At 67.4% G+C, this 26,801-nt stretch carries 25 protein-coding genes and 1 pseudogene; 23 read left to right on the top strand and 3 right to left on the bottom strand.

Annotated features, from left to right (window positions below; genetic code table 11):
- Positions 1 to 5: 5 nt before the first annotated feature.
- Positions 6 to 1,118: pseudogene (locus ACWGCN_RS04950) on the bottom strand (winged helix DNA-binding domain-containing protein).
- Positions 1,119 to 1,184: 66 nt separating this feature from the next.
- Entirely contained in the window at positions 1,185 to 1,562 is a 378-nt protein-coding gene (locus tag ACWGCN_RS04945) for a BlaI/MecI/CopY family transcriptional regulator (protein WP_378991750.1), read from the bottom strand.
- 215 nt (positions 1,563 to 1,777) lie between these two features.
- Here ACWGCN_RS04945 and rox point away from each other — a divergent pair, with 215 nt between their 5' ends.
- The 5 genes from rox (at position 1,778) to ACWGCN_RS04920 (ending at position 6,461) form a co-directional block, all read left to right on the top strand.
- Positions 1,778 to 3,217 (top strand): rifampin monooxygenase, encoded by a 1,440-nt coding sequence (gene rox / locus ACWGCN_RS04940; RefSeq protein WP_452457488.1) that lies wholly within the window; start codon positions 1,778 to 1,780, stop codon positions 3,215 to 3,217.
- A 105-nt stretch (positions 3,218 to 3,322) separates the two neighbouring features.
- Positions 3,323 to 4,213, top strand: coding sequence for an RNA polymerase sigma-70 factor (locus ACWGCN_RS04935; protein ID WP_387445013.1), 891 nt, complete (start codon positions 3,323 to 3,325; stop codon positions 4,211 to 4,213).
- Positions 4,214 to 4,304: 91 nt separating this feature from the next.
- Complete coding sequence (locus tag ACWGCN_RS04930) at positions 4,305 to 4,778, top strand: flavodoxin family protein (protein ID WP_452457489.1); 474 nt, start codon at positions 4,305 to 4,307, stop codon at positions 4,776 to 4,778.
- 33 nt (positions 4,779 to 4,811) lie between these two features.
- Positions 4,812 to 6,047, top strand: coding sequence for a DNA polymerase IV (dinB, locus tag ACWGCN_RS04925; RefSeq protein ID WP_452457490.1), 1,236 nt, complete (start codon positions 4,812 to 4,814; stop codon positions 6,045 to 6,047).
- A 60-nt stretch (positions 6,048 to 6,107) separates the two neighbouring features.
- On the top strand, positions 6,108 to 6,461 hold the full coding sequence (locus ACWGCN_RS04920; protein ID WP_378652648.1) for a PLD nuclease N-terminal domain-containing protein: 354 nt from the start codon (positions 6,108 to 6,110) through the stop codon (positions 6,459 to 6,461).
- Positions 6,462 to 6,492: 31 nt separating this feature from the next.
- Here ACWGCN_RS04920 and ACWGCN_RS04915 read toward each other — a convergent pair whose 3' ends face one another.
- Positions 6,493 to 7,572, bottom strand: coding sequence for a class 1 fructose-bisphosphatase (locus ACWGCN_RS04915; protein ID WP_452457491.1), 1,080 nt, complete (start codon positions 7,570 to 7,572; stop codon positions 6,493 to 6,495).
- 126 nt (positions 7,573 to 7,698) lie between these two features.
- Here ACWGCN_RS04915 and ACWGCN_RS04910 point away from each other — a divergent pair, with 126 nt between their 5' ends.
- From ACWGCN_RS04910 to ACWGCN_RS04825, 18 genes are all read left to right on the top strand, one after another.
- Positions 7,699 to 8,172 (top strand): MerR family transcriptional regulator, encoded by a 474-nt coding sequence (locus ACWGCN_RS04910; protein WP_452457492.1) that lies wholly within the window; start codon positions 7,699 to 7,701, stop codon positions 8,170 to 8,172.
- Positions 8,169 to 8,516: a thioredoxin family protein gene (locus ACWGCN_RS04905; RefSeq protein ID WP_452457493.1), complete on the top strand. Its 348-nt coding sequence runs from the start codon at positions 8,169 to 8,171 to the stop codon at positions 8,514 to 8,516. Before ACWGCN_RS04910 ends, ACWGCN_RS04905 begins: the two co-directional genes overlap by 4 nt.
- Before the next feature lie 69 nt (positions 8,517 to 8,585).
- The gene (locus tag ACWGCN_RS04900; protein WP_452457494.1) at positions 8,586 to 9,728 is read left to right on the top strand and encodes a hypothetical protein; all 1,143 of its coding nucleotides are present in this window, start codon (positions 8,586 to 8,588) and stop codon (positions 9,726 to 9,728) included.
- Between the two features lie 92 nt (positions 9,729 to 9,820).
- Positions 9,821 to 10,222 carry an Rv3143 family two-component system response regulator gene (locus ACWGCN_RS04895; RefSeq protein WP_378991733.1) on the top strand — a complete coding sequence of 134 codons (402 nt, stop codon included), beginning with the start codon at positions 9,821 to 9,823 and terminating at the stop codon, positions 10,220 to 10,222.
- Between the two features lie 372 nt (positions 10,223 to 10,594).
- A complete protein-coding gene (locus tag ACWGCN_RS04890) occupies positions 10,595 to 10,975 on the top strand; it encodes an NADH-quinone oxidoreductase subunit A (protein WP_452451073.1) in 381 nt (126 codons plus the stop codon).
- Between the two features lie 10 nt (positions 10,976 to 10,985).
- The gene (locus ACWGCN_RS04885) at positions 10,986 to 11,540 is read left to right on the top strand and encodes a NuoB/complex I 20 kDa subunit family protein (protein WP_019047013.1); all 555 of its coding nucleotides are present in this window, start codon (positions 10,986 to 10,988) and stop codon (positions 11,538 to 11,540) included.
- On the top strand, positions 11,537 to 12,289 hold the full coding sequence (locus ACWGCN_RS04880; RefSeq protein ID WP_379315361.1) for an NADH-quinone oxidoreductase subunit C: 753 nt from the start codon (positions 11,537 to 11,539) through the stop codon (positions 12,287 to 12,289). The genes ACWGCN_RS04885 and ACWGCN_RS04880 overlap by 4 nt, the downstream gene beginning before the upstream one ends.
- Entirely contained in the window at positions 12,289 to 13,602 is a 1,314-nt protein-coding gene (gene nuoD, locus ACWGCN_RS04875; RefSeq protein WP_378629165.1) for an NADH dehydrogenase (quinone) subunit D, read from the top strand. The genes ACWGCN_RS04880 and nuoD overlap by 1 nt, the downstream gene beginning before the upstream one ends.
- Positions 13,599 to 14,315: an NADH-quinone oxidoreductase subunit NuoE gene (gene nuoE / locus ACWGCN_RS04870; protein ID WP_449962408.1), complete on the top strand. Its 717-nt coding sequence runs from the start codon at positions 13,599 to 13,601 to the stop codon at positions 14,313 to 14,315. Before nuoD ends, nuoE begins: the two co-directional genes overlap by 4 nt.
- Positions 14,315 to 15,634: an NADH-quinone oxidoreductase subunit NuoF gene (gene nuoF / locus ACWGCN_RS04865; protein ID WP_378992045.1), complete on the top strand. Its 1,320-nt coding sequence runs from the start codon at positions 14,315 to 14,317 to the stop codon at positions 15,632 to 15,634. Before nuoE ends, nuoF begins: the two co-directional genes overlap by 1 nt.
- Positions 15,631 to 18,090 (top strand): NADH-quinone oxidoreductase subunit G, encoded by a 2,460-nt coding sequence (locus ACWGCN_RS04860; RefSeq protein WP_452457495.1) that lies wholly within the window; start codon positions 15,631 to 15,633, stop codon positions 18,088 to 18,090. Before nuoF ends, ACWGCN_RS04860 begins: the two co-directional genes overlap by 4 nt.
- Positions 18,083 to 19,873, top strand: a complete 1,791-nt coding sequence (nuoH, locus tag ACWGCN_RS04855; protein WP_452457496.1) for an NADH-quinone oxidoreductase subunit NuoH — start codon at positions 18,083 to 18,085, stop codon at positions 19,871 to 19,873. The genes ACWGCN_RS04860 and nuoH overlap by 8 nt, the downstream gene beginning before the upstream one ends.
- A complete protein-coding gene (locus ACWGCN_RS04850; protein ID WP_379312089.1) occupies positions 19,870 to 20,691 on the top strand; it encodes an NADH-quinone oxidoreductase subunit J in 822 nt (273 codons plus the stop codon). Before nuoH ends, ACWGCN_RS04850 begins: the two co-directional genes overlap by 4 nt.
- Positions 20,688 to 20,987: an NADH-quinone oxidoreductase subunit NuoK gene (gene nuoK / locus ACWGCN_RS04845; protein WP_378991725.1), complete on the top strand. Its 300-nt coding sequence runs from the start codon at positions 20,688 to 20,690 to the stop codon at positions 20,985 to 20,987. Before ACWGCN_RS04850 ends, nuoK begins: the two co-directional genes overlap by 4 nt.
- Position 20,988: 1 nt before the next feature.
- Positions 20,989 to 22,875 (top strand): NADH-quinone oxidoreductase subunit L, encoded by a 1,887-nt coding sequence (nuoL, locus tag ACWGCN_RS04840; RefSeq protein ID WP_378991723.1) that lies wholly within the window; start codon positions 20,989 to 20,991, stop codon positions 22,873 to 22,875.
- Positions 22,872 to 24,494 (top strand): NADH-quinone oxidoreductase subunit M, encoded by a 1,623-nt coding sequence (locus ACWGCN_RS04835; protein ID WP_452457497.1) that lies wholly within the window; start codon positions 22,872 to 22,874, stop codon positions 24,492 to 24,494. Before nuoL ends, ACWGCN_RS04835 begins: the two co-directional genes overlap by 4 nt.
- Positions 24,491 to 26,113, top strand: a complete 1,623-nt coding sequence (gene nuoN, locus ACWGCN_RS04830) for an NADH-quinone oxidoreductase subunit NuoN (protein WP_387445028.1) — start codon at positions 24,491 to 24,493, stop codon at positions 26,111 to 26,113. The genes ACWGCN_RS04835 and nuoN overlap by 4 nt, the downstream gene beginning before the upstream one ends.
- Positions 26,113 to 26,751 (top strand): class I SAM-dependent methyltransferase, encoded by a 639-nt coding sequence (locus ACWGCN_RS04825; protein ID WP_378991719.1) that lies wholly within the window; start codon positions 26,113 to 26,115, stop codon positions 26,749 to 26,751. The genes nuoN and ACWGCN_RS04825 overlap by 1 nt, the downstream gene beginning before the upstream one ends.
- The last annotated feature ends 50 nt before the right edge of the window (positions 26,752 to 26,801 follow it).

The following is a 26,801-nucleotide window of genomic DNA, read 5'->3' as shown; positions in this document are numbered from 1 at the left end:
AAATCTCAGCTCGCGCGGACGCCCAGCCCTGGTGTGCCGGTAGCCGCAGCCAGCCGGTTCACCGCTGCGGTCAGGGCGCGCTCGGGGAGCTCGCGCGCGTCGAACATCGACACGACGACTTTGTCGTCGACCTGTTCCCACGTGCCCATGATGCGACCGTCGACCAGCACCAGCGGCGAGATCCAGCCCGCCGTCCTGCTCACCTTCGACCGGTGCTCGGCGGGCAGCAGCACGGTGTCGGCGGTACCGGGTCCCAGCACGTACTGGTCGAACGGACCGAGCAGATGGACACCGCCGTCGAGCGTCGCCGCGCCGAGATCGTCGGCGAACTCGCTCGGAATCCAGCCGATCCGTCCTTCGACGTCGACCTCGGTCAGCGCGTCACCCATCGCCGCGAACCACCCGCGCAGCACGGTTTTGCGCACGCTGTTGCGACTGAGCCACGCGTCGAAGGCCGCCGGGGTCGCGGGACCGTACGCGCCGAGATAAGCGCGGATCAGCGCCGGTGCGGCGATATCGGGTTCCGGGATGCCCTTCCACCCGGGAGTCAGGTCGCCCGGCGCGGTGAAGGTGACCTTGCTCCCGCGCGCGGGACCGTGGCACAGCGCGCCCTGCCAGGCCAACGGCTTGAGCACCGCACCCCAGCCGGAGCGCAACTGCTCACCGAGGTGGGCGAAGCCGGGTTCGGCGAGGACCGCCTCGACCAGTTCGTCCCGGGTCAGGACCTGACCGGCCAGGACTCCCGACACCACCTCCACCAGACCGGCCACCTGCGCCGGGGTCGCGCCGAACGTCTTCTGCCACGACGGTTACTCCCACGTCCGCGCCGATCCGATCAGCGACAGCGCAGCCGCGGCCTGCTCGGGCACCATCGCGTGCAGCGTGCCGCGCATCGCCCAGGTCTTGATCAACGTGCCCGCGGCCAACGCCTCGCCGACACCGAGGCCGTGGGAATCGGGACTGCGCACCGCCACAGCCATCTCCGCCGCCGACGCCACCTGCGCCTGCACCCCGGCCAACCGGGTCGCGACATCCTCGGCAGAACCCGCGGTCGGTGCCGCGACGAACTGGCGGCCCAGCCGCCAGGCGAACACCTGATCCCATCCGACACTCAGCATGCGTCCCGTCCCCGTGACCGATCCCATCGGTGCCCCATCAGATCAGATCACTCCGACACGATCGGGCTAACTCGCCTCGGTCCGCCGGGTGGCGACACGGCGCAACGCGGCTCGCAATCCCGCGAATTCGTCGTCGCTGATCCGGTCGACGAAATAGTTGAGGACGAGGTCGGATCGCCCGCCCACACCGAGCGCCTCGTGCATGAGCCGGGCGCTGTGTTCCTCGCGGGTCACCGTCGGCCAATACCGGTACGCGCGGCCCTCACGCTCGCGGGCCAGCCAGCCTTTGCGGTGCAGATTGTCCATCGTCGACATCACGGTGGTGTAGGCGATGTCGCGCTCGGTCGCCAACTCGTCGAACAGTTCGCGCACCGTGGTCGTGTCCACATCGCGGTCCCACAGCCGATCCATCAGCACTGCCTCGAGATCCCCGAAACCACGCACCGCCGACCGACTCCTTCACCTTGCCCGAACCGCTTCACAGTACCGGCACCGCCTCGGTGAGAGTCGCGAGCATGGCAAAGGCAAGGAGGGAAAACCACTCCTTGCCACCTCTAACATATAGCGCACCCCGGGGCTTGCGGCAAGACCCCGGTGATGCCGCACAATCTCTCGGCGAGCCCGCAACCTGCGGGAATCTTGTCGAAGGGGAGTAGTCGATGATCGACGTGATCGTGGTCGGCGGTGGACCGACCGGCATGATGCTGGCCGCCGAATTGAGGCTGCACGCGGTGCGGGTGGTCGTGCTGGAGAAGGACGCGGAGCCGACGAAGATCGTCCGCTCGCTCGGCCTGCACGCGCGCAGTATCGAGATCATGGATCAGCGCGGCCTGCTCGACCGGTTCCTCGCGCTCGGACGCCGACATCCGCTCGGCGGATTCTTCGCCGGCATCCCCACACCGGCGCCCGAGCGACTCGACACCGCCCACCCCTATGTCCTGGCCATCCCGCAACCTCGCACCGATCAGCTGCTGAGCGAGCACGCCACCGAACTCGGTGCCGAGATCCGGCGTGGCACCGAAGTGGTCGGCGTGAGCCAGCGCGACGACGCGGTCACCGTCGAACTGGCCGACGGCACCCGGTTGCGTGCGCGCTATCTCGTCGGCTGCGACGGTGGCCGGAGCACCGTGCGCAGGCTGCTCGGTGTCGCGTTCCCCGGTGAGCCGAGCCGGGTCGAGACCCTGCTCGGCGAAATGGCATTGACCGCGTCACCGGAAACGATCACCGAGGTGATGACCGAAGTCCGCAAGACCCAGCTGCGATTCGGCGCGATGCCCCTGGCAGACGGGGTCTACCGCGTCCTCGCCCCCGCGGCCGGAGTCGCCGAGGACCGGGCTGTCGCGCCCACCCTCGAAGAAATGAAACAACAGCTCATCGCCACCGCGGGCACCGACTTCGGCGCGCACTCGCCGCGGTGGCTGTCGCGTTTCGGCGACGGCACCCGCCAAGCCGTGCACTACCGCGTCGGCCGCGTGTTGCTGGCAGGCGACGCCGCCCATATCCACCCGCCCACCGGCGGACAGGGCCTGAACCTGGGCGTGCAGGACGCGTTCAACCTCGGCTGGAAACTGGCCGCCGAGATCAACGGCTGGGCGCCGCCGGGCTTGCTCGACACCTACCAGACCGAACGCCACCCCGTGGCCGCCGACGTGCTCGACAACACCCGCGCCCAGATGGAGCTGATGTCGCTGGACGCGGGACCACAGGCAGTACGCAGGCTGGTATCTCAGCTGATGGAATTCGACGAGGTGAGCCGCTGTCTCACCGAGAAGATCATCGCCATCGCGATCCGTTACGACTTCGGCGAGGGCGACCCACTGCTCGGTCGGCGATTGCGCGATATCGCCTTGAAACGCGGTCGCCTCTACGCGCACATGCACGCGGGCCGTGGACTGCTGCTCGACCAGACCGGCCACCTCTGCGTGCGGGGATGGGCGGACCGGGTCGACCACATCGTCGATGTCAGCGACGAACTCGACGCCCCCGCGGTACTGCTTCGCCCTGACGGGCATGTGGCATGGGTCGGTCGAGAGCAGCAGGATCTCCTCGACCACCTGCCTGTCTGGTTCGGTCAGCGCGACAGCACCGCAGCATTGTGAGGTGTCGTCCACAGCATCGACGGGGATCGTCTGCGCGACAGCGTGGTTGCGCTGACTCGCTGTCGCCCGGAATCATCGGTGTATGAGGCGCGCAGGGGTGGCCCGATGACCGAGTCCGACACATTCGCCACATTCCGGCCACTGCTGTTCACGATCGCCTACGAAATCCTGGGCTGTGCCGCCGATGCCGAGGACGTGTTGCAGGACAGCTACCTTCGCTGGCGCGACGCGACGGAGGTGACGCATCCGCGCGCGTATCTGGTGCAGATCGTCACCCGTCAGGCGATCAATCATCTCCGCACGGTCCGGCGGCGCCGCGAGGATTACGTCGGCACCTGGCTGCCCGAACCGATCCGTACCGCGCCCGACGCGGGGCAGGATGTGTTGCTGGCCGAATCGGTGTCGATGGCGATGCTGCTCGTGCTGGAAACTCTCGGTCCCACCGAGCGCGCGGTGTTCGTGCTGTCGGAGGTGTTCGGACACAGCCATCGCGAGATCGCGCGGATGATCGACAAATCCGACACCGCCGTGCGGCAGATCGCCCACCGGGCCCGCGCGCATGTCGCGTCGCGGCGACGGCGCTTCCAACCGGACTCCGACACCAGCCGCGCGGTGATCGGCCGCTTCCTGCTGGCCGCCAACACCGGCGACGTCAGCGCCCTCATGGCGGTACTCGCGCCCGACGTCCTCCAGATCTCCGACGGCGGTGGCCGTGTGAGTGCCGCGCGCCGCCCGATCATCGGCGCCGAGCCCGTGGCGCGGTTCCTGATCGGGCTGACCCAGAACTCGATGGCGGGCGCGACAGTCGAATTCGGCAGTTTCAACGCGCAGCCCACGGTGATCGCCCGATCGAAGAACGGCGATCTGGATACCGTGCTGGTGGTCGAGCTGACCGACGACCTCGTCACCGGGCTCTACGCGGTCCGCAACCCCGACAAACTGCAGTCCATCGATGTCGTGCGCATTCTCGACATCGCGGCCGAACGCACGCTGTGACGGAGGGCACAGCACTTGGGTGTCACGCTGGGAACCTGAGCGGTGTCTCCGAGGGTGTCCAGCAACGCAGCGGAACGAAAGGACCATCCCCATGAAGGTCATCCTCGTGTGCAAGTCGGTCTCGCACGGCAACACCCAGCGCGTCGCCGAAACCATCGGCCAGGTGCTCGGCGGACGGGTCGTCGCCCCCGCCGACATCGATCCGGCCGGGCTCGCCGACTACGACCTCGTCGGCTTCGGCTCGGGCATCTACAACATGGCTTTCCATCCGGAACTGCGCCGGTTCATCGCCTCCCTGCCGGCCGGACACGGGGGCAAGGCGTTCGTGTTCCGCACCAGCGGATTCCCGGAACCGCCGTTTCGCCGCTACGTCGCCACCTTGACCCGCGACATCGAGAACAAGGGCTTCGACGTTGTCGACGCCTTCGACTGCCGGGGCTTCGACACCTGGCTGCCGCTGCGTCTGGTGGGCGGTATCCGCAAAGGCCACCCCGACGCCACCGACCTCACCGCCGCGCGCGAGTTCGCCGAAAACCTGCAGGCCAGGACTATCTCCACACCCTGAAAGGCCGAACTCGTCGGACCCCGATGCGAACATATGTTCGTGTCCGATTCCGCCGCCCCGCGTCGCCCGCGTATCCAGTCCCGCGCCGAGGCCTCGATCCTGCACGCCGACCTCGACTCGTTCTACGCCTCGGTCGAGCAGCGTGACCAGCCGTGGCTGCGTGGCAAACCGGTCATCGTGGGTGGCGGGGTGGTGTTGGCGGCCAGCTACGAGGCCAAGGCGTTCGGGATCCGCACACCGATGAACGCGGGCCAGGCGCTGCGCCTGTGTCCGCACGCGATCGTGGTGCCGCCACGGATGTCGGCCTATGCCGAGGCAAGCAAAGCGGTGTTCGCGGTATTCCACGACACCACCCCGGTGGTGGAGGGGATCTCGATCGATGAGGCGTTCCTCGACGTCAGCGGGTTACGCCGGATCAGCGGCGAACCGATCGACATCGGGCACCGGCTGCGCGCGCAGGTGGCCGGCCGGGTGGGCCTGCCCATCTCCGTGGGCATCGCACGCAACAAATTCCTCGCCAAGGTCGCCTCCGCCGTCGCCAAACCCGACGGGTTACGCCTTGTCGAACCCGGCAAGGAGCTCGACTTCCTGCATCCACTGCCGGTGGAGCGATTATGGGGCGTCGGCAAAGTCACCTCGGCGACATTGCACGCCAACGGCATCACCCGCATCGGCCAGCTCGCCGAACTCGGCGAACCCCACCTGCGCGCCATCCTCGGCCCCGCCGCGGCCCGTCACCTGTTCGCCCTGTCCTTGGCTCAGGATCCACGCCGCGTGGAAACCGGCAAACGACGGCGCTCGATCGGCGCCCAACGCGCCCTCGGCCGCCGCCCGCGTGACCCCGACGAGATCGCCGCCTACCTCGACGGCCTCACCGACCGCCTCGGCCGCCGCCTGCGCGCCGCCGACCGCGTCTGCCGAACGGTGGTGCTGCGCTTACGTTTCGACGATTTCACCCGCGCCACCCGATCGCACACTCTCGTCGAAGCCACCGATGCCTCCACCGCGATCCGCCACGCCGCCCGCCTGCTGCTGCACGCCGCTCAACCGCTGATCATCGAACGCGGCATCACCCTGATCGGCCTCTCGCTGACCAACCTCGACGACGCCGACACCATGCAACTCACCCTGCCGCTGGACGCGCGCGCCGAGAACACCCTCGACGCCACTCTCGACGACCTGCGGCGCCGCTTCGGTTCCACCGCCGTCACCCGCGCCGCACTCCTGCGCAGCGGCGAAGGCCTCTCGGTCCCGCTCCTGCCCGACTGACGTCGGTGGTCACCGACCACTACGGATCCACCGTGCGAGTGGGCGTGGAATAATCGCCGAATGCCTTACGCCGTCATCGGCTTTCTGACTCTCGCCCTGTGGGTGTATTGCCTGGTCGACATCATCACCAGCCCCGACGCGGGCATCCGGCACCTACCGAAGATGGGGTGGATCATCGTCGTCGTGCTGATCCCGACGATCGGTGCGCTGCTGTGGTTGTTCGCGGGCAGGCCGGTCGGCGAGTCAGGACCTGTCTCGAATACCCGGTTCGGTGAATACGATCGCCCCGGTCGCCGGGTCGCGTCGAATCCCGACGACGACGAGGCCTTCCTGCGCGGCTTGCGCGAGCGTGCCGAACAGCAACGTCGCGAGGCCCGCAGGCAACAGCAAGAACGCGACCAGGACCCGGCCTGATCGCCCGCGAAGCACTGTGCCGATCGCGCATCTACATGCGCTGATCGTGTTTGGCGGGCCGGAACAATGACCGCGTCCCGAACAGTGAACTGTCGAACCGCTTGCCCGCGTCCGGTTCCCGGTGATACCGCTCGATGCGCAGCACCTCGTTGCGGGAACCGAAGATAAACGGCACCCGCTGATGCACCTGGGCCGGGGGAACCTCCATCATGCGCTCGTGCCCGGTGGTGGCCGCCCCGCCTGCCTGCTCGACGATGAACGCGATCGGGTTCGCCCCGTACAGCAGCGAGACTCGGCCCGGCTGTGCGGGATTGCGCGTATCGCGCGGGTACAGATACAGCCCGCCCCTCGTCAGGATGTGGAAGGTATCGGCCACCAGTGACGCCACCCACCGCATATTGAAATCGCGCCCGCGTGGCCCTTCGACTCCCTCCAAGCACTCGAGCACATACCGGCGCACGGGCCGCTCCCAGAATCGCTCATTGGCGGCATTGATCGCGAAACCCGAGGTGTCCTCCGGGATTCGCATCTGCGGATGAGTCAGCACGAACGCACCGATCTCCCGATCGAGGGTGAACCCGTCGACGCCACTGCCCGTGGTGAGGACCAACATCGTGGCGGGCCCGTACAGGGTGAACCCCGCACACACCTGCTCCACTCCTGGCTGCAGGAAGTCGGTGTCGGCAGGTTCGGCGTCGCCGGCGACAACCGCTTCCGGCGCCCGCAGAATGCTGAAAATCGAACCGACAGGCAGATTCACGTCGATATTGCTCGACCCGTCCAACGCGTCGTACGCCAGCAGGTACTTCCCCCGGCGCTGCGTCGCGGGCAGCACCGTCGCATGCTGCTCGGACAACAACCCGGACAGATGCCCCGACCACTGCGTCTGCCCCACCATGATCTCATCAGTCAACACATCGAGCCGCCCACTCACCGACGTCTCGTCCTCGACCCCCGACCCGATGATCGCCCCGCGAGTCACCTGATTGGCAATGATCTTCGCCGCCGTTGCCACCACATTCACCAGCGCGGAGAATTCCCCCGACGAACCGGGATGCCGATGCTCTTCCTCGATCGTGTACCGCGTCAGCGTTTTCGGTCCATTCGGCATTCGGTCACGACCCCCTGCGAAATCCGGTGCGTCCCTTGCCCTTTTCAGAATGGCTCACCGACCGCCGATAGGCAATGTGAACTCTCACTTGACCTTGCCCCTGGGGGCAGCGTTTACATTCGCTGCATGAGGATCGGAGAGCTCGCGCGGCTGGCTCAGCTCAGCCCCAAGGCCATCAGGCGGTACGAGGCACTCGGGCTGGTCGCACCCGAACGGCACCCCAACGGCTTCCGCGAATACGACGACCACACCGTCCGCCTGGTGCGCGAAATCCGATCCCTGAACCGTCTGGGCATCCCGGTAGAGGAGACTCGCCCATTTCTGGACTGCCTGGCAACCGGCAGCGAACACGTCGACGACTGTCCCGCCTCCCTGGCCGAATACCAGCGGACCATCGACGCACTGACCGCGGAAATCGACGCCCTCACCGCCCGCAGAGACGCCCTCACCGATCGCCTCCGCGAGGCCGCACACCGCCACAGCACCACCCGACGGCTTCCGTGGCCGACGGCCGTCTCCGTTCTGCAGTCCCCCGATGCGGCGACCCAGCAGGCCGAGCGAACACACGACATCCCCACCGAACAAGAGGAATCCCGATGACCCTGAGTTCTGCGATCGCCGGCACCGTCGCGGTGACCGATGAGACTTTCAACCACGACGTGCTCGCCCACCCCGGCCTCGTTCTCGTGGACGTCTGGGCCACGTGGTGCCCTTCGTGCAAAATGATCGCCCCCGTGCTGGCCGACGTTGCCCGCGAACGTGCGGCCACACTCGCCGTTCGCACGCTCAATGCCGATGAGAACCCACTCACGGCCCGCACCTACCAGGTCATGGCCGCTCCGACGCTGCTGCTCTTCCGCGATGGCCAACTCCTGCGCACCCTCGTCGGCGCCCGCTCCAAGGCCCGGCTCCTCGCCGAGTTGGACGACGCAGTGCGTCACTGATCCCGAAACCTCCGCCCCCACACGAACACCCATCGATCGCTGTCGGTGGGCTGTGCCACGATCTCACGCGTGACCGAACCCTCCCATCTCCTCGCCGAGCATCGACTGGAACTGACGCTCGATTACGGCCAGTTCATCCTGCACGGAGGGGAGGGTGAGGAGGACGTAGAGCTCGCGCTGCTCGACGCCGCGCATGCGGACAGGCCCTCGGCAGGCGACGGACACACCGTGGTGGTGCTCAGCCCGCACCAGAACAACTTCGACATGCCGATGCACATACAGGTGTGGGATCGGCGACCGGCCGACGAGGGCGAGTGGCAGCAGGTCAGCGAAGCCCGGCTACACATCGGCGAGCACGGCCTGACCATCAGTTCACCCGTCGACGGCTGGGCCGACGCACCCGTGCCGCCCGGCGACTACCTCGCCGAGATCGCCGGAACGGGTTTCGCGAACTACGGCTGGCCTGGCGACACCACCCCCGGCGACCACTGGCGAATCCGGCTCTGGCCCGACGACGGCACCGCTCCTCGACCCGCCCGGCAGTGGGACATGCCCGGCTACGGCATTCCCGCCAACAGCGCCGCACCGCCGACCGAGCCTGCCCCGAATCTGCCCGAGCCCGAATCGGACCGGCAGCGAGAGCTCCGCGCACAGGCCCAGGCCAGAGACCGCGAGGGATGGGGCGGCGACCCGATACCAGCCTTCGCCGGTACCTATCACGGACGCGAACTCGCGAGCTACGACCGTGCGTTGGCCGAGTCGATAGCCGCCATGAGTGCCACGCGATTGCGTCGACTGGCCGAGTACTGCGCACAGCGCGCCTACGACCTCGCCGGTCTCAGCGAACGCGTCTGGGTGCGCCCCGCGTTGGACGCGCTCGCATCCGGCGCACCGCTGCCCGAACCCTTCCACGACAACGACGCCGCGTTCGCGCGACTGGACAAAGACCAGTACGGACCCGACGAGGCGAGCTTCCAGAGCAGCGTCGTGCGGGAAGTGGCGCAGGCCCTCAGCCCGACGCCGAACCCGTACGACCGCGGCAACATCAGTCGCCCCCACTTCGCCCTCAACACGGTTTTCCATGCGCGGCATACCGATCCGTTGCAGGGCGCACTCTCCGCGATCACCGAAGCCGCGATCACCTTCGGCCCAGACGTCGAGAGCCTGTTCACCGGCATCCGCGGCGAGTTCGATCTACCTCCGCGGTCGTGAGCGCCGGGCCCGCTGTCATCGATACCACTGCGCGACTGGTCGATCCGGCGAACCTGCCACGGTGGCGCCACCCTCGGACGTACGATCCGAGCGTGGCCGAATCCCATGGTTCCACCCCTCTGCGTGTGCTGGTCTACAGCAACGATGCCGATACCCGCCAACAGGTGATCCTCGCGCTGGGCCGTAAGCCGCGCGCCGACCTACCGGAGCTCGAATTCTTCGAGGTCGCTACCGCGCCGGTGGTCATCGAGCAGATGGATGCTGGTGGGATCGATCTGGCGATCCTCGACGGTGAATCCGCCCCGACGGGTGGACTCGGTATCGCCAAACAGCTCAAAGACGAGATCGATCAGTGCCCGCCGGTGGTCGTGCTCACCGGCCGACCCGATGACGCCTGGTTGGCCAACTGGTCGCGCGCCGAGGCCGCCGTCTCCCACCCGATCGACGCCATGCAGCTCACCAACGCGGTCGCGGGCATCCTGCTCGCCCGCTGAACAGGACCATCCGGGCATCGTCCCGACCTGTCGGATAGTCCGCTTCGCACCTTTCTATCTATCACCACTGGTAACGCCAGTGGTTCGCTGCCGCATGCCCGGAGCTGATTACCCCCGTATCGCTCATGAATCGCGGTACCGATATCGATCAAACCCCACCCCGGAAACGTGCGGCGGACCCCCGAAACGGCGGTAGTCTGTGCTCTAGCTCACACGAGCACGGGCTCTTGTATAACGCTCCGCCATCGCTGCACAGCCTTGCGCGAGCCCCGGTTCGGCGGACAACGTTGTCGGCCCCGTCTCGCCGAAAGCTGCCGTCCGCGGCCGGGCCACACGGCTCGGCCTGCTCCAGCGAGGAGGGGAAGTGCAGTCGTGAACATCGAGGTGCCCGCACTCGTACTCGGCGCCATCGCCGCGGCGTTCGCGGTGTTCTCCGTCATCATGGCGGCGCTCATCGGCCCGAAACGCTACAACCGGGCCAAACTCGAACCCTATGAATGCGGCATCGAGCCGACCCCGCACGCCATCGCCGGCGGTCCGGGAAACGCAGCGGGACAGCGCTTTCCGGTGAAGTACTACCTCACGGCGATGCTGTTCATCATCTTCGACATCGAGATCGTGTTCCTGTACCCGTGGGCCGTGCATTTCGACACGCTCGGGCTGTTCGGTCTCGCCGCGATGGCGCTGTTCATCGTCAACGTGTCTGTCGCCTACGCCTACGAGTGGCGTCGCGGCGGCCTCAGCTGGGAATGAGTGGGAAATAATGGGTCTCGAAGAGAAACTGCCCAGCGGGTTCCTGCTGAGCACGGTCGAGGATTTCGCCGGCTACCTGCGTAAGGGCTCCGTCTGGCCCGCCACGTTCGGGTTGGCGTGCTGCGCGATCGAGATGATGGCCACCGGCGCCGGACGGTTCGACATCGCCCGCTTCGGCATGGAAGCGTTCCGCGCCTCCCCACGCCAGGCCGACCTGATGATCGTGGCGGGCCGGGTGAGCCAGAAGATGGCGCCGGTGCTGCGCCAGGTCTACGACCAGATGACCGAACCGAAATGGGTGCTGGCCATGGGGGTCTGCGCGTCCTCGGGCGGCATGTTCAACAACTACGCCATCGTGCAGGGCGTCGACCACATCGTCCCGGTCGACATCTACCTGCCCGGCTGCCCGCCCCGCCCGGAGATGCTGCTCAACGCGATTCTGGCGCTGCACGCGAAAATCGCCGAGATGCCGATGGGCGTCAATCGCGAGGAAGCGATCCGCGCCGCCGAGCAGGCCGCACTGGCCAGCACGCCGACCATCCGGATGGAGGGCCTGCTGCGATGACATTCGACTCCCCCGACAACACCGACAACCCTGCGGGACACCCGGTTCCGGAGGAATCGCCCGCGCAGGCGCAACCCAAACCGCCACAGGACGAGGTGATCGGCACCCGGCGCGGCATGTTCGGCGTCAGCGGCACCGGTGACACCTCCGGCTACGGCGGCCTGGTCACCCCCGTCGCCCTGCCCGCGGGCACACCTCCCCCGTACGGCAGCTGGTTCGACGCCTTCGTCGGCACCTTGCGCGCCGCACTCGTGGGCCGGGTCATCGCCTTCGATACCGTGATCGAGAGGATCGTGGTCTTCCGCGACGAACTCACCCTGCACGTGAAGCGCGAACACCTCGTCGCGGTCGCGAGCGCGTTGCGCGATGACAGCACACTGCGATTCGAACTGTGCCTGGGTGTCAACGGCGTGCACTACCCCGACGACGACGGCCGCGAACTGCACGCGGTCTATCACCTGAAATCGATCACACACGGACGTCGTGTGCGGCTGGAAGTGTCCGCGCCCGATGCCGATCCGCACATTCCGTCGCTGTTCTCGGTCTATCCGACGACCGACTGGCACGAACGCGAAACCTACGACTTCTTCGGCATCCTCTTCGACGGTCACCCCTCCCTGACCCGCATCACCATGCCCGACGACTGGCGCGGGCATCCGCAGCGCAAGGACTACCCGCTCGGCGGGATCCCGGTGGAGTACAAGGGCGCGCGCATACCACCGCCCGACGAGCGGAGGACCTACAGCTGATGACCGACACCGACTTCCGCCGCGACGAACCACCGGTAGTGACCGTCGCAGGCCAGGACTGGGACCAGGTCAGCGAAGTGATCGACGGCGGCGCCGAAGAACGCATCGTGGTGAACATGGGCCCGCAGCATCCGTCCACGCACGGGGTGCTGCGCCTGATCCTCGAAATCGAAGGTGAAACCGTCACCGAGGCCCGCTGCGGCATCGGCTACCTCCACACCGGCATCGAGAAGAACCTGGAATTCCGCAACTGGACCCAGGGCGTCACCTTCGTCACCCGGATGGACTACCTGTCCCCGTTCTTCAACGAAACCGCCTACTGCCTCGGCGTGGAGAAACTCCTCGACATCACCGACCAGATCCCCGAACGCGCCACCGTGGTGCGCGTGCTGCTGATGGAGCTCAACCGCATCTCCTCGCATCTGGTCGCCCTCGCGACCGGCGGCATGGAACTGGGCGCGCTCACCCCGATGCTGTTCGGTTTCCGTGAACGCGAACTCATCCTCGACGTCTTCGAGAACATCACCGGCTTGCGGATGAACCATGCCTACATCCGTCCCGGCGGCTTGGCGCAGGATCTGCCCGCCGACGGCGTCACCAAGGTCAGGGAACTGCTCGACCTGCTGCCCGGTCGCCTGCGCGACATGGAGCACCTGCTCAGCGCGAACCCGATCTGGAAGAAGCGCACCCAGGACATCGGCTACCTCGATCTCACCGGCTGCATGGCCCTCGGCATCACCGGGCCGGTCCTTCGCGCCACCGGTCTGCCGCACGATCTGCGCAAATCAGATCCGTACTGCGGGTACGAGAACTACGAATTCGACATCCCGACGACCACCGGCTGTGACTGCTACGGCCGCTACATCATCCGGATCGCCGAGATGACCGAGTCGATCAAGATCGTCGAACAGTGCCTGGACAAACTGCGCCCGGGACCGGTGATGATCGACGACAAGAAGATCGCCTGGCCCGCCGACCTGGAACTGGGCCCCGACGGTCTGGGCAACTCACCCAAGCACATCGGCAAGATCATGGGCACCTCCATGGAATCGCTGATCCACCACTTCAAGCTCGTCACCGAGGGCATCAGAGTGCCTGCCGGACAGGTGTATTCGGCAGTGGAATCCCCCCGCGGGGAACTGGGTGTGCACATGGTCAGCGACGGCAGCACCCAGCCCTACCGGGTGCACTACCGCGACCCCTCGTTCACCAACCTGCAAGCGGTGGCCGCGATGTGCGAGGGCGGCATGGTCGCCGACGTGATCGCCTCGGTCGCCAGCATCGACCCGGTCATGGGCGGAGTGGACAGATGACAATCGACAACCCCACCAGCACACCGATTCTCCTGAGCCTGAGCACTCGTCCCGAACCGTATCCGCCGCATGTGCGCGAACGTCTCGAACTGGACGCCAAAGAGATCATCACCCGCTACCCGCACCCCCGCTCGGCCCTGCTCCCCCTGCTGCACCTGGTACAGGCAGAAGAGGGGTACGTGACGGGCACCGGCATCGACTTCTGCGCCGATCATCTGAACCTCACCGGCGCCGAGGTGACCGCGGTCGCCACGTTCTACTCGATGTACCGGCGCACTCCCACCGGCGACTACCACGTCGGGGTCTGCACCAACACCCTCTGCGCGATCCTCGGCGGCGACGCCATCTACGAAGCACTGCAACAACATCTGGCCGTCGAGCACGGCCAAACCACACCCGACGGGGCCATCACCCTCGAACACATCGAATGCAACGCCGCCTGCGACTACGCCCCGGTCATGATGGTGAACTGGGAATTCTTCGACAACCAGACTCCCGAATCAGCAGTCGCGATCACCGACGCCCTCCGAGCGGGCCACCAGGTCCGCCCCACCCGTGGCGCACCACTGTGCACGTTCCGCGAGACCGCCCGCATCCTCGCCGGATTCCCCGACGAGCGTCCCGGCGCGCTCGAAGGAACACCGGGCGCCCCCACCTTGGCAGGGCTCGACATCGCTGCCGCAGAAGAGGACTCGGCAGGGGGTTCGCGATGATGACTCTCACCCCGGTACTCAGCGAACACTGGGCCACCCCGCGGTCCTGGACCCTGGAAAGCTATCGCGCGACCGGTGGCTACGACGGTCTCCGCGCCGCCTTACGCAAGACGCCCGACGAGGTGATCCACACCGTCAAGGACGCGGGTCTGCGCGGTCGTGGTGGCGCGGGCTTTCCCACCGGGATGAAGTGGTCGTTCATCCCGCAGGGTCCCGGCCCCGACGGCACCACGAAACCGCACTACCTCGTCGTCAACGCCGACGAATCCGAACCCGGCACCTGCAAAGACATCCCGTTGATGCTGGCCACCCCGCACACCCTCATCGAAGGCATCGTGATCGCCGCCTACGCGATCCGGGCCGCGACCGCGTTCATCTACGTGCGTGGCGAAGTGGTGCCGGTATTGCGCCGACTGCAAGCCGCCGTCGCCGAGGCCTACGCGGCCGGCCTGCTCGGCCACGACATCCTGGGCTCGGGATTCGACCTGGACCTGATCGTGCACGCCGGCGCGGGCGCCTACATCTGCGGCGAGGAAACCGCGCTGCTCGATTCCCTCGAAGGCAGGCGCGGACAGCCCCGTCTGCGCCCACCGTTCCCCGCCGTCGCGGGCCTCTACGCGTGCCCGACGGTCGTGAACAATGTGGAATCCATTGCCAGCGTGCCCTCGATCCTGCGCAACGGCACCGAGTGGTTCCGCTCGATGGGCAGCGAGAAGTCACCCGGCTTCACCCTGTACTCCCTGTCGGGGCATGTGGCCCGGCCCGGCCAGTACGAGGCTCCACTGGGCATCACCTTGCGCGAGCTGCTCGATTACGCGGGCGGTGTGCGAGCCGGGCACACCCTCAAGTTCTGGACCCCCGGCGGTTCCTCGACCCCGATGTTCACCGACGAACACCTCGACGTCGCCCTCGACTACGAAGGTGTCGCCGCCGCCGGATCCATGTTGGGCACCAAGGCCTTACAGATCTTCGACGACACCACCTGCGTGGTGCGCGCGGTCCTGCGCTGGACAGAGTTCTACGCCCACGAATCCTGCGGCAAATGCACACCGTGCCGCGAAGGCACCTACTGGCTGGTGCAGTTGCTGCGCCGACTCGAAGCCGGCGACGGAACCGAAGCCGACCTGGACAAGCTCGCCGACATCGCCGACAACATCAACGGCAAATCGTTCTGCGCGCTCGGTGACGGCGCGGCCAGCCCGATCTTCTCCTCGCTGAAGTACTTCCGCGACGAATACCTCGCGCATCAGCGACTCGGCGGCTGCCCGTTCGACCCGGCCGCCTCGACCGTGTGGGCACCAGCGAAAGAGGACCGATGACAGCCATCGCGCCAGGCAACAGCAGCGATGTGGTGCCCGCCGACATGGTGAGCGTCACCATCGACGACACCACGATCGAAGTTCCCGTGGGCACCTTGCTGATCCGTGCCGCCGAACTGATCGGCGTGCAGATCCCTCGCTTCTGCGATCACCCCCTGCTCGACCCGGTCGGCGCGTGCCGTCAGTGCCTCGTCGAGGTCGAAGGGCAGCGAAAGCCGGTGGCCTCCTGCACGATCCCGGTCACCGACGGCATGATCGTGCGCACCCAGGTCAGCTCTCCGGTCGCCGAAAAAGCCCAGCGCGGGGTGATGGAGCTGCTGCTCATCAACCATCCGCTGGACTGCCCGGTGTGCGACAAGGGCGGCGAGTGCCCGCTACAGAACCAGGCGATGTCCACCGGCAGCGCCGAGTCCCGATTCGACGGCGAGAAGCGGACGTATCCGAAGCCGATCCCGCTGTCCACGGCGGTGCTGCTCGATCGGGAGCGGTGCGTGCTGTGCGCACGCTGTACCCGGTTCTCCCAGCAGGTCGCCGGCGACCCGTTCATCGAACTGATGGATCGTGGTGCGCTGCAACAGGTCGGCATCGCTCGAGCCGAACCCCTCGACTCCTACTTCTCCGGCAACACCGTCCAGATCTGTCCCGTGGGCGCTCTCACCGGTACCTCCTACCGTTTCCGGGCCCGCCCGTTCGACCTGGTCTCCACCCCGAGCGTGTGCGAGCACTGCGCCTCCGGATGCGCACAACGCACCGATCACCGCCGCGGAAAAGTGTTGCGCCGCTTGGCCGGTGACGACCCGCAGGTCAACGAAGAATGGAACTGCGACAAGGGTCGCTGGGCCTTCGCCTACGCCACCGAGCGCGACCGCCTCACCACGCCGATGGTGCGCGGCTGGGACGGCGTTCTCGCCGCGGCCTCCTGGCCCGAAGCTCTCGCCGCCGCCGGAGCGGGCCTGAGCGCGGCGATCGGCAATGCCGGAGTGCTCGTCGGCGGCCGCGTCACCGAGGAAGAAGCGTACGCGTACAGCAAGTTCGCGCGCATGGTCCTCGCGACCAACGACATCGATTTCCGCAGCCGGGTGCATTCGGAGGAGGAAGAACGATTCCTTGCCGCCCGCATCGCCGGACGCGGTGTGCGGGTCGACTTCGCCGCGCTCGACCGAGCCCCCGTCGTGCTGCTGGTCGGGTTCGAACCGGAAGAGGAATCGCCCATCGTCTACCTGCGGCTGCGCAAGGCCGCACGGACCCGCGGGCAACGGGTGGTGTCGCTGGCACCGTTCGCCTCCCGCGGCCTCGAACGTATGTCGGGCGCGCTCATCCAAACCCCGCCGTGCGGGGAAGCCGACGTGATCACCTCGATCATGGCCGAAACATCCGCCGACGCCGCCGAACTCGTGACGATGCTGAACACGCCCGGCGCGGTCATCATGGCGGGCGAGCGGCTCGCGGGCAGCCCCGGCGCGCTGTCGGCGGTGACCCGCCTGGCCGATGCCACCGGCGCGGCACTGGCGTGGGTGCCCCGTCGTGCGGGCGAACGCGGTGCGCTGGAAGCCGGTGCCCTGCCCAGCCTGTTGCCCGGCGGCAGGCCTGTCGTGGATCCTTCGGCGCGTCAACAGGTTCGGCATCGGTGGCAGGCCGGTGAACTCCCCGTCACCGTCGGCCGTGACGCCAACGCGATCCTGGCCGGCGCCGCCCAGCTGGGTGCGCTGGTCATCGGCGGCGTCGACCCGGCCGACCTGCCCGACCCGGCCGCCGCCCTGGCCGCGATCGACGCGGCCCGGTTCGTCGTCAGCCTCGAAATGCGGCACAGCGCCGTCACCGAACGCGCCGACGTCGTGTTCCCGGTGGCGACCGCGATGGAGAAGTCCGGCACCTTCCGCACCTGGGAAGGCCGCCCGCGCCCCTTCGCCGCGGCCTCGCTCGACACCACCCGCCGCGTCGCCGCTCCCCTGTCGGACCTGCGGGTGCTCAACTCGCTGGCCGCGCAGATGGGCGTCCCGATCAACCTGCCCGACCCCGCCGCCGCCCGCACCGAACTCGACGGGCTCGGCGCCTGGAACGGTGAGCCCATCCCCGCTCCGGAGCTGACCAGCCAGACCCGACCCGTGCCCGGGCCAGGAACGGCGGTGCTCGCCGGATGGCGGATGCTGCTCGACGCCGGCCGCATGCAAGACGGTGAACCCAATCTCGCCGGTGTCGCCCGCCCGCCGGTCGCACGGCTCTCGGCCGCGACCGCCGCCGAGATCGAAGCCGACGATGCCGATCACGTCATCGTCTCCACCGACCGCGGCGAGATCTCGGTGCCGTTGATGATCACGGACCTGCCCGACCGGGTGGTGTGGCTGCCGCTGCACTCACCCGGTTCGACGGTCGCCGCCGAACTCGGTGTGACACCCGGCGCCGTGGTGCGCCTGCGTCGCGCCGACGACAGGATGAAGGAACACCGTCATGAGTGATCGAGTCCTACTCCTCGCGGCCGACGCCGGACCTGTCTTCGGCACCGATCCGCTGTGGCTGGTGGTCGTCAAGGCACTCGGCGTGTTCATCTACCTGATGCTGGTGCCGTTGATCGCGGTCTACGCCGAACGCAAAGTCGTCGCGTGGATGCAGATGCGGATCGGGCCCAACCGGATCGGCCCCGGCGGCATGCTCCAGTCGATCGCCGACGGCGTGAAGATGGCGCTCAAGGAAGACATCATCCCGGCGATCGTGGACAAGCCGATCTTCGTGCTCGCCCCGATCATCTCGGTGATCCCGGCGTTCATGGCCTTCGCGGTGATCCCGATGGGCCCGGAGGTCTCGATCTTCGGCACCCACACCGCGTTGCAGCTCACCGACATGCCCGTCGCGGTGCTCTACATCCTCGCCATCACCTCCATCGGCGTGTACGGCATCGTGCTCGCCGGCTGGTCCTCGGGTTCGACCTATCCGCTGCTCGGCGGCCTGCGCTCGACCGCGCAGGTCATCTCCTACGAGATCGCGATGGCACTGACCTTCGCCACGGTGTTCCTGCTGTCGGGCACCATGGCGACCTCCGAGATCGTGAGCGCGCAGGAGGGCACCTGGTATGTGTTCCTGCTGCTGCCCTCGTTCCTCATCTACTGCGTGTCGATGGTCGGCGAGACCAACCGGGCGCCCTTCGACCTGCCCGAAGCCGAAGGCGAACTGGTCGGCGGTTTCCACACCGAGTACTCGTCGCTGAAGTTCGCGATGTTCATGCTCGCCGAATACGTGAACATGGCCACGGTGTCCGCCCTGGCGACGACGCTGTTCCTCGGCGGCTGGCGGGCGCCGTTCCCGATCAGCCTGTGGGAGGGCGCCAACTCCGGATGGTGGCCGCTGCTGTGGTTCACCCTCAAGGTGTGGACGTTCCTGTTCGTGTTCGTCTGGCTGCGCGGCACGCTGCCCCGCCTGCGCTACGACCAGTTCATGAACCTCGGCTGGAAACTGCTCATCCCGACCTCGCTGGTGTGGGTGATGGTCGTGGCCGCCGCACGGGTGCTCGATCTCGAGGGCATCCCCGGACAGAACTTCATCCTGGTCGGCGTGGGGCTGGTGATCACCGCGGCCATGATCGCGATGTTCCTGCGCGCAGGCCGCAGCAAGGGGCTACCGCCTTTGCCGCCGCAGGAGCCCTCGACCTCGGCGGTGTTCCTGGGTTTCCCGGTGCCGCCGATGCCGGCACGCCCCGCGAACGACCAGCCCGAGTTCGGGTTGTTCGACCCGCTCGCCGGGTTCGCGGTCACCGCGGCCACGATGTTCAAGAAGCCCAATACCGAGTCCTACCCCGAGCAGAAGGTGCCGACCGCGCCGCGCTATCACGGTCGCCACCAGCTCAACCGCTACGACGACGGACTCGAGAAGTGCATCGGCTGCGAACTGTGCGCGTGGGCGTGCCCAGCCGACGCCATCTTCGTCGAAGGCGCCGACAACACCGAGGAGCAACGTTTCTCCCCGGGTGAGCGGTACGGCCGCGTCTACCAGATCAACTACCTGCGCTGCATCGGCTGCGGCCTGTGCATCGAGGCCTGCCCGACGCGCGCGCTGACGATGACCAACGAATACGAACTCACCGACGACAACCGCGCCGACCTCATCTACGAGAAGGACCAACTGCTGGCCCCCCTGCAACCGGGCATGACCCCCGCGCCGCACCCGATGGCACCGGGCACCGACGCGGCCGACTACTACCTCGGCCGGGTCGGTCCCGCACCGTCTGAGCAGGAGGTACTGCGATGAGCACCGCACACGTGCTGGCCGCCGAAGTCGCCCGCACCTCCACCGGTGAGGGTGTGCTGTTCTGGGTGCTCGCCCCGATCGCGGTGCTCGGCGCCCTCGGCATGGTGACCGCGGCCAAGGCCGTGCATTCGGCGATGTGCCTGGCCGCCACCATGATCGCGCTCGCCGTGTTCTACATCGCGCAGGGTGCGCTGTTCCTCGGCGTCGTGCAGATCGTGGTGTACACGGGCGCGGTGATGATGCTGTTCCTGTTCGTGCTGATGCTCGTCGGCGTCGACTCCGCGGAATCGCTGCGGGAGACGTTGCGCGGTCAGCGCATCGCCGCCGCGATCGTCGGCCTCGGATTCGGGTTGCTGTTCATCGGCGGCATCGGCGCGGCCCTGCGCGACAGCGGAACCAGCTTCCCCGGCCGTGGTTTCGGCGACCGCGACGTGATCGCCGAACTCGCCGAGTTGATCTTCCTGCGCTATGTGTGGGCGTTCGAACTCACCGGCGCACTGCTGATCACCGCCACGATCGGTGCGATGGTGCTGGCCCACCGCGAACAGTTCACCCCGAAACGCGGACAGCGGGAAATGTCGCGCGATCGCTTCCGCACTGCCGGCGAACGGGCCACCCCGCTGCCGACACCGGGTGTCTACGCACGGCACAACGCCGTCGACAGCCCCGCCCAGCTTCCCGACGGCTCTTTCGCCGAACTCTCGGTGAGCACGATCCTGCGTCACCGCCGCAACCGCGCCCACACCGAAGCCGCTGTGCTCTCGGTCGGCACGGTCCGCGACGACAATCCGACGGCCGACGAGGAAGGCAAGCGGTGAACCCCCAGAACTACCTGTTCCTGTCTGCGCTGCTGTTCACCATCGGCGCCGCGGGAGTGTTGTTGCGCCGCAACGCGATCGTGGTGTTCATGTGCGTGGAGCTGATGCTCAACGCGGTGAATCTGGCGTTCGTGACCTTCGCCCGGATGCACGGCAACCTCGACGGTCAGGTGATCGCGTTCTTCACCATGGTGGTCGCCGCCGCCGAGGTCGTCGTCGGCCTGGCCATCATCATGACGATCTTCCGCGCCCGCCGGTCGACCTCGGTCGACGACGCCAACCTGCTGAAGTTCTGACATGGGTACCGCAACGCTGTGGCTGCTGCCCGCCCTCCCGCTCGCAGGGGCGATCGTTCTGCTCCTGTTCGGTCACCTCACCGACCGCTGGGGCCCCTACCTCGCCACGACGGCCGCGCTGTCCTCGTTCGTCGTCGCCGCTGTCGCGTTCTTCGGCATGCTCGGGCGCGCCGACGCCGACCGGGCCGTGCACAAGGAACTGTTCAACTGGGTGCCCGTCGGTGATCTACAGGTCGGGTTCAGCCTGCAACTGGACCAGTTGTCGATCTGCTTCGCACTGCTCATCACCGGGGTCGGGTCGCTGATCCACCTCTACTCGATCGGCTACATGAGCCACGATCCGGGCAAGCGCCGGTTCTTCGGCTATCTCAACCTGTTCCTGGCCGCGATGCTCGTCCTGGTCCTGGCCGACAACTTTCTCGTGCTCTACCTGGGCTGGGAAGGCGTGGGCCTGGCGTCCTACCTGCTGATCGGCTTCTGGTACGAGAAGCCCTCGGCCGCAACGGCAGCCAAGAAGGCGTTCGTGGTCAACCGGGTCGGCGACATGGGCCTTGCCATCGCCATGATGGTCATGTTCGCGGCATTCGGTTCCTTCGACTTCCGCACTGTGTTCGCGGCGACCCCGGGCGCGAGCGAAGGCACCCTCACCGCGATTGGTCTGCTGTTGTTGCTGGCCGCCTGCGGAAAATCCGCGCAGGTGCCCCTGCAGTCGTGGCTCGGCGACGCGATGGAAGGCCCCACTCCGGTCTCGGCGCTCATCCACGCCGCCACCATGGTCACCGCCGGTGTGTACCTGATCGCCCGCGCCAACCCGATCTACGACCTCGCGCCGAACGCGCGCACGGCGGTGCTCGCCGTCGGCGCGGTGACGTTGCTGTTCGGCGCCGTCATCGGCTGCGCCAAGGACGACATCAAGAAGGCCCTCGCCGCCTCGACGATGAGCCAGATCGGGTACATGATCCTGGCCGTCGGCCTCGGCCCGGCCGGGTACGCGTTCGCGATCATGCACCTGCTCACCCACGGCTTCTTCAAGGCAGGGCTGTTCCTCGGCGCCGGCTCGGTGATGCACGCGATGAACGACGAAACAGATATGCGCCGCTACGGCGGCCTGCGCACGCTGATGCCGATCACGTTCATCACCTTCGGCCTGGGCTATCTCGCCATCATCGGAGTGCCACCGTTGTCCGGGTTCTTCTCCAAGGACAAGATCATCGAGGCAGCCTTCGACCACGGCGGATCCACCGGAATCCTGCTCGGCGCGGTCACTCTCGTCGGCGCCGCGCTCACCGCGTTCTACATGACCCGCGTCATGCTGATGACCTTCTTCGGTGAGCGCCGCTGGAAGCCCGACACCCACCCGCACGAGTCACCGGCGGTGATGACCGGGCCGATGATCCTGCTCGCGTTCGGATCGGTCTTCGCCGGTGGTCTGTTCGTCTGGGGCTCGTCGCTGGTGAACTGGCTCGAACCCGTCGTCGGTTCTCATCACGCGGAGCCGGTGATCCCCGCGGCGGTGGTCACCGGTCTGGCATTGACCGCGGTCGCCATCGGTGTCGCCGTGGCCTACCGCAAGTACGCCGAGAGCCCGATCCCCGAGGTCGCGCCCGAGCCGGTCAGCGTGCTGACCGGGGCCGCCCGTGCCGATCTCTACGGCGACAAGATCAACGAAGCCGTGTTCGAACGCCCCGGCCGCCACCTCACGAGGGCGCTGGTGTTCCTCGACGCGAAGGGCGTCGACGGGATCGTCAACGGAACCGCTGCCTCGATCGGCGGACTGTCGGCGCGAATCCGCAAGGTGCAGACGGGTTTCGTGCGCTCCTACGCCCTGTCCATGTTCACCGGCGCGGCCCTGGTGGCCGCCGCCCTGCTGGCGGTGAGGTTCTGGTGAACTCGTTTCCCTGGCTGACGACGCTCTGGCTCGCCCCCGCGATCGGGGCGGGTGTGGTGCTCGTCCTGCCCGCCGCCCGCCGCACGGTGGCGCGTGGCGTGGCGTTCGCGGTGTCGATCGGTGTGCTCGCACTGGCCGTTGTCCTCGCGGCGCGATTCAAGCCCGGCGGTGCCCAGTACCAATTCGTCGAATCCCACGAATGGATCCCGACATTCGGTGTGGGCTACACACTCGGCCTCGACGGTATCGCCACCGCCCTGGTCCTGCTGACAGCGGTGCTGGTGCCGCTGCTGATCCTGGCAGGCTGGAACGACGACACCCCCACCGGCGACGGACCCAAGACCATCCACCTCTACATGGCGTTGATGCTGCTGGTCGAGTCGATGGTGCTGATCTCCTTCCTCGCCCTCGACATCCTGCTGTTCTACGTGTTCTTCGAAGCGATGCTGATCCCGATGTACTTCCTCATCGGCGGCTTCGGCACCCGCACCACCGACGCCGCGGTCCGCGCCCAACGTTCGCGCGCGGCGGTGAAGTTCTTGCTCTACAACCTCTTCGGTGGGCTGATCATGCTCGCCGCGGTCATCGGGTTGTACGTGCTGACCGCCCAGGCGGGCCTCGGCGAGGGGTCGGCGGGGACCTTCGACCTGCGCGTCGTGGTCGCCGCGGCCAACAACGGTGAACTCGGGGGCAGCACAGCGGTTCTCAACGCCCTGTTCCTCGGGTTCATGTTCGCCTTCGCCGTGAAGGCGCCGCTGTGGCCACTGCACACGTGGCTGCCCGACGCGGCGGTCTCGGCCACCCCGTCCAGCGCGGTGCTGATGATGGCGGTGGTCGACAAGGTCGGCACCTTCGGCATGCTGCGCTACTGCCTGCTGTTGTTCCCCCTGGCATCGGACACCTTCGCGCCCTTGGTGATCACCCTGGCCGTCATCGGCATCCTCTACGGCGCGCTGCTCGCCATCGGCCAAACCGATGTGATGCGCCTGATCGCCTACACCTCGATCTCGCACTTCGGGTTCATCATCCTCGGCATCTTCGCCATGACCAGCCAGTCCCAATCCGGGGCGACGCTGTACATGGTCAACCACGGACTGTCCACGGCCGCACTGTTTCTCATCGCCGGGTTCCTCGTCTCCCGGCGTGGCACCAGGATGATCGCCGAGTACGGCGGCGTGCAGAAGGTCGCGCCGGTGCTGGCGGGCACGTTCTTCATCGCGGGCCTGGCCACGCTCTCGCTGCCAGGGCTCGCGCCGTTCGTCAGCGAATTCCTGGTCCTGATCGGCACTTTCCCGAAGTACCAGGTGGCAGCGGTGATCGCGACCGGTGCACTGGTCCTGGCCGCGATCTATGTGCTGTGGCTGTATCAGCGGTTGATGACCGGCCCGCTGAAGAAGGGCAACGAACACCTGCGTGATCTGGTGCCGCGCGAGCTGGCCGTGGTGGTGCCGCTGCTGATCGCGCTGCTGGTGCTCGGGTTCTATCCGAAACCGATCCTGGATCTGGTGGATCCCGCGGTGGGACACACTCTCTCGACGATCGGTAAGCACGATCCCGCTCCGACGGTCCCCGCTCCCGAAGCAGGTGCGGCCACCCCGCCCGCAGGCGGCCACAAATGAGGACGGACTCCGTGACCATCACCGAGCTCGCGGCCATCGCGCCCGCACCGAGCATCGAATACCACCTGCTCGCCCCGATGCTGATCGTGTTCGGGGTCGGCGTGGTGGGTGTACTCGTCGAAGCGTTCGTGCCGCGGCCCTACCGATATCCGACACAGTTGGTGCTCGGGTCGGCCGGTGTGGTCGGCGCTCTGGTGGCCGTGGTGCTGCTCGCGGGATCCGAGGGCACCGCGGTGATGGGCGCGGTCGCGATCGACGGGGTCACGCTGTTCCTGCAGGGCACGATCCTGCTGGTCTCACTGCTGGGCCTGCTGCTGATCGCCGAGCGTGGGGCGGTCCCGCGGGCGCGCAGCGGGCCGGGCACGTGGAGTCGGGCGGCGGCCGCGTTGGATCGAGGGGTCGACGCGTTCACACCGCAGGCCTCCGCGGTGCCCGGCAGCGCGCACGAGCTCGCGGCGGTGCGCTCGGGGGTTTCGACCACCGAGGTGTTCCCGCTGACGATGATCGCGGTCGGTGGTCTGCTGCTGTTTCCCGCGTCGAACGATCTGCTGACGATGTTCGTCGCGCTCGAAGTGCTGTCGCTGCCGCTGTATCTGCTGTGTGGGCTCGCCCGCCGCAGGCGGTTGCTCTCGCAAGAGGCGGCGATGAAGTACTTCCTGCTCGGTGCGTTCTCCTCGGCGTTCTTCCTCTACGGTGTCGCGCTGCTCTACGGGCAGACCGGCACGGTGTCGCTGCCGGGAATCGGTGCGGCACTGGACAAGCAGCCCGAGAACGCGACTCTGGCCCTGCTCGGTCTCGGCATGCTCGCCGTCGGGCTGCTGTTCAAGATCGGTGCAGTGCCGTTCCAGGCCTGGGTGCCCGATGTCTATCAGGGCGCCCCGACCCCGATCACCGCGTTCATGGCCGCCGCCACCAAGATCGCGGCCGTCGGGGCGACCATGCGGGTGCTGATGGTGGGAGTCGGTGCGCTGGGCTCGGATTGGCGCCCGGTGCTCGCCGCGGTCGCGGTGGCGACGATGGTCGTCGGTGCGATCATGGCGATCACCCAGACCGATGTGAAGCGCATGCTGGCCTACTCCTCGATCGCGCACGCCGGTTTTCTGCTCGTCGGTGTCGTCGCCGCCGACAGCGCCGGTGTGGCCGCCGTGCTGTTCTACCTGCTGGCCTACGGCCTCGGCACCGTCGGCGCGTTCGCGGTGGTCAGTCTGGTGCGTGACGCCTCCGGTGACGAAGCGACCGCGCTGTCGCAGTGGGCGGGCCTCGGTCGCCGATCCCCGTGGCTCGCTTCGGCATTCGCCCTGTTGCTGCTGTCTTTCGCCGGTCTCCCGCTCACCAGCGGATTCGTCAGCAAGTTCGCGGTCTTCGCCGCTGCCTCCGGTGCGGGCTATACCGCCTTGGTGATCGTCGGTGTCCTCTGCAGCGCCATCGCGGCCTTCTTCTACGTCCGGGTCATCGTGCTGATGTTCTTCACCGACCCTCCGGCCGACGCGCCCATCGTGACCGCCCCGTTCGCCACCACCTTGGTCGTGGCGTTCAGCGCGGGCGCCACCGTGTTGCTCGGTCTGTTCCCCCAGCCGGTTCTCGACCTCGCCGACCGCTCCAACCTGTTCATCCGCTGATGCCGCCGAGTTCCCCGCCCGACCCCCGCCCACCGACCAGCCACGAACGCCAGGCCGGTCAGCCGTGGAACGCGTCCTATCTCGACGGCCCCGCACCGTGGGACATCGGTACCCCGCAGCCCGCTGTCGTGCGGCTGGCCGAATCAGGCGGGTTCTGCGGACCGGTCCTCGATGTCGGGTGTGGCACCGGCGACAACGCCCTGTTCATCGCCGCCCGCGGGTTGCCCGTGCTGGGTGTGGACGTGGCCGAAACGGCGTTGGCCACTGCCAGGCAGGCAGCCGACGATCGCGGGATCGAGGTGGCCTTCGCTATGGCAGACGCCCTACATCTCCAGCGCCTGTATCGCCGCTTCGAAACAGTCCTCGACTGCGGCCTGTTCCACACCTTCGACGAGTCCGAACGCACCGAGTACGCGGCAAGCCTGGCCTCGGTCACCGACTCCGGTGGCACCCTGTACGTATTGTGCTTCAGCGATACCGGTCCTGACACCGGTCCGCACCCCGTCACCAGGCAAGCCCTCACCGCACCCTTCGATGACAACCCCGCCTGGCACATCGCCGCCATCGCCCCCGAGCATCTCCGAACACGCTTCGCCGACTCGACCTCCGCCTGGCTCGCCACGATCGAACGCCGATAACAGCTCGGCCGATTTCGGGCTTGACCTGAAGGGTGTTTGAGCTCTTCACA

Source organism: Nocardia sp. NPDC055050, assembly GCF_053608345.1.
This window is presented reverse-complemented; position numbering and strand designations above follow the sequence as displayed.

Coding starts and splice junctions, on each gene's coding strand:
- rox (WP_452457488.1), top strand. CDS start 1,778: ATGATCGACGTGATCGTGGTCGGCGGTGGACCGACCGGCATGATGCTG.
- ACWGCN_RS04935 (WP_387445013.1), top strand. CDS start 3,323: ATGACCGAGTCCGACACATTCGCCACATTCCGGCCACTGCTGTTCACG.
- ACWGCN_RS04930 (WP_452457489.1), top strand. CDS start 4,305: ATGAAGGTCATCCTCGTGTGCAAGTCGGTCTCGCACGGCAACACCCAG.
- dinB (WP_452457490.1), top strand. CDS start 4,812: ATGTTCGTGTCCGATTCCGCCGCCCCGCGTCGCCCGCGTATCCAGTCC.
- ACWGCN_RS04920 (WP_378652648.1), top strand. CDS start 6,108: ATGCCTTACGCCGTCATCGGCTTTCTGACTCTCGCCCTGTGGGTGTAT.
- ACWGCN_RS04915 (WP_452457491.1), bottom strand. CDS start 7,572: ATGCCGAATGGACCGAAAACGCTGACGCGGTACACGATCGAGGAAGAG.
- ACWGCN_RS04910 (WP_452457492.1), top strand. CDS start 7,699: ATGAGGATCGGAGAGCTCGCGCGGCTGGCTCAGCTCAGCCCCAAGGCC.
- ACWGCN_RS04905 (WP_452457493.1), top strand. CDS start 8,169: ATGACCCTGAGTTCTGCGATCGCCGGCACCGTCGCGGTGACCGATGAG.
- ACWGCN_RS04885 (WP_019047013.1), top strand. CDS start 10,986: ATGGGTCTCGAAGAGAAACTGCCCAGCGGGTTCCTGCTGAGCACGGTC.
- ACWGCN_RS04880 (WP_379315361.1), top strand. CDS start 11,537: ATGACATTCGACTCCCCCGACAACACCGACAACCCTGCGGGACACCCG.
- nuoD (WP_378629165.1), top strand. CDS start 12,289: ATGACCGACACCGACTTCCGCCGCGACGAACCACCGGTAGTGACCGTC.
- nuoE (WP_449962408.1), top strand. CDS start 13,599: ATGACAATCGACAACCCCACCAGCACACCGATTCTCCTGAGCCTGAGC.
- nuoF (WP_378992045.1), top strand. CDS start 14,315: ATGACTCTCACCCCGGTACTCAGCGAACACTGGGCCACCCCGCGGTCC.
- ACWGCN_RS04860 (WP_452457495.1), top strand. CDS start 15,631: ATGACAGCCATCGCGCCAGGCAACAGCAGCGATGTGGTGCCCGCCGAC.
- nuoH (WP_452457496.1), top strand. CDS start 18,083: ATGAGTGATCGAGTCCTACTCCTCGCGGCCGACGCCGGACCTGTCTTC.
- ACWGCN_RS04850 (WP_379312089.1), top strand. CDS start 19,870: ATGAGCACCGCACACGTGCTGGCCGCCGAAGTCGCCCGCACCTCCACC.
- nuoL (WP_378991723.1), top strand. CDS start 20,989: ATGGGTACCGCAACGCTGTGGCTGCTGCCCGCCCTCCCGCTCGCAGGG.
- nuoN (WP_387445028.1), top strand. CDS start 24,491: ATGAGGACGGACTCCGTGACCATCACCGAGCTCGCGGCCATCGCGCCC.
- ACWGCN_RS04825 (WP_378991719.1), top strand. CDS start 26,113: ATGCCGCCGAGTTCCCCGCCCGACCCCCGCCCACCGACCAGCCACGAA.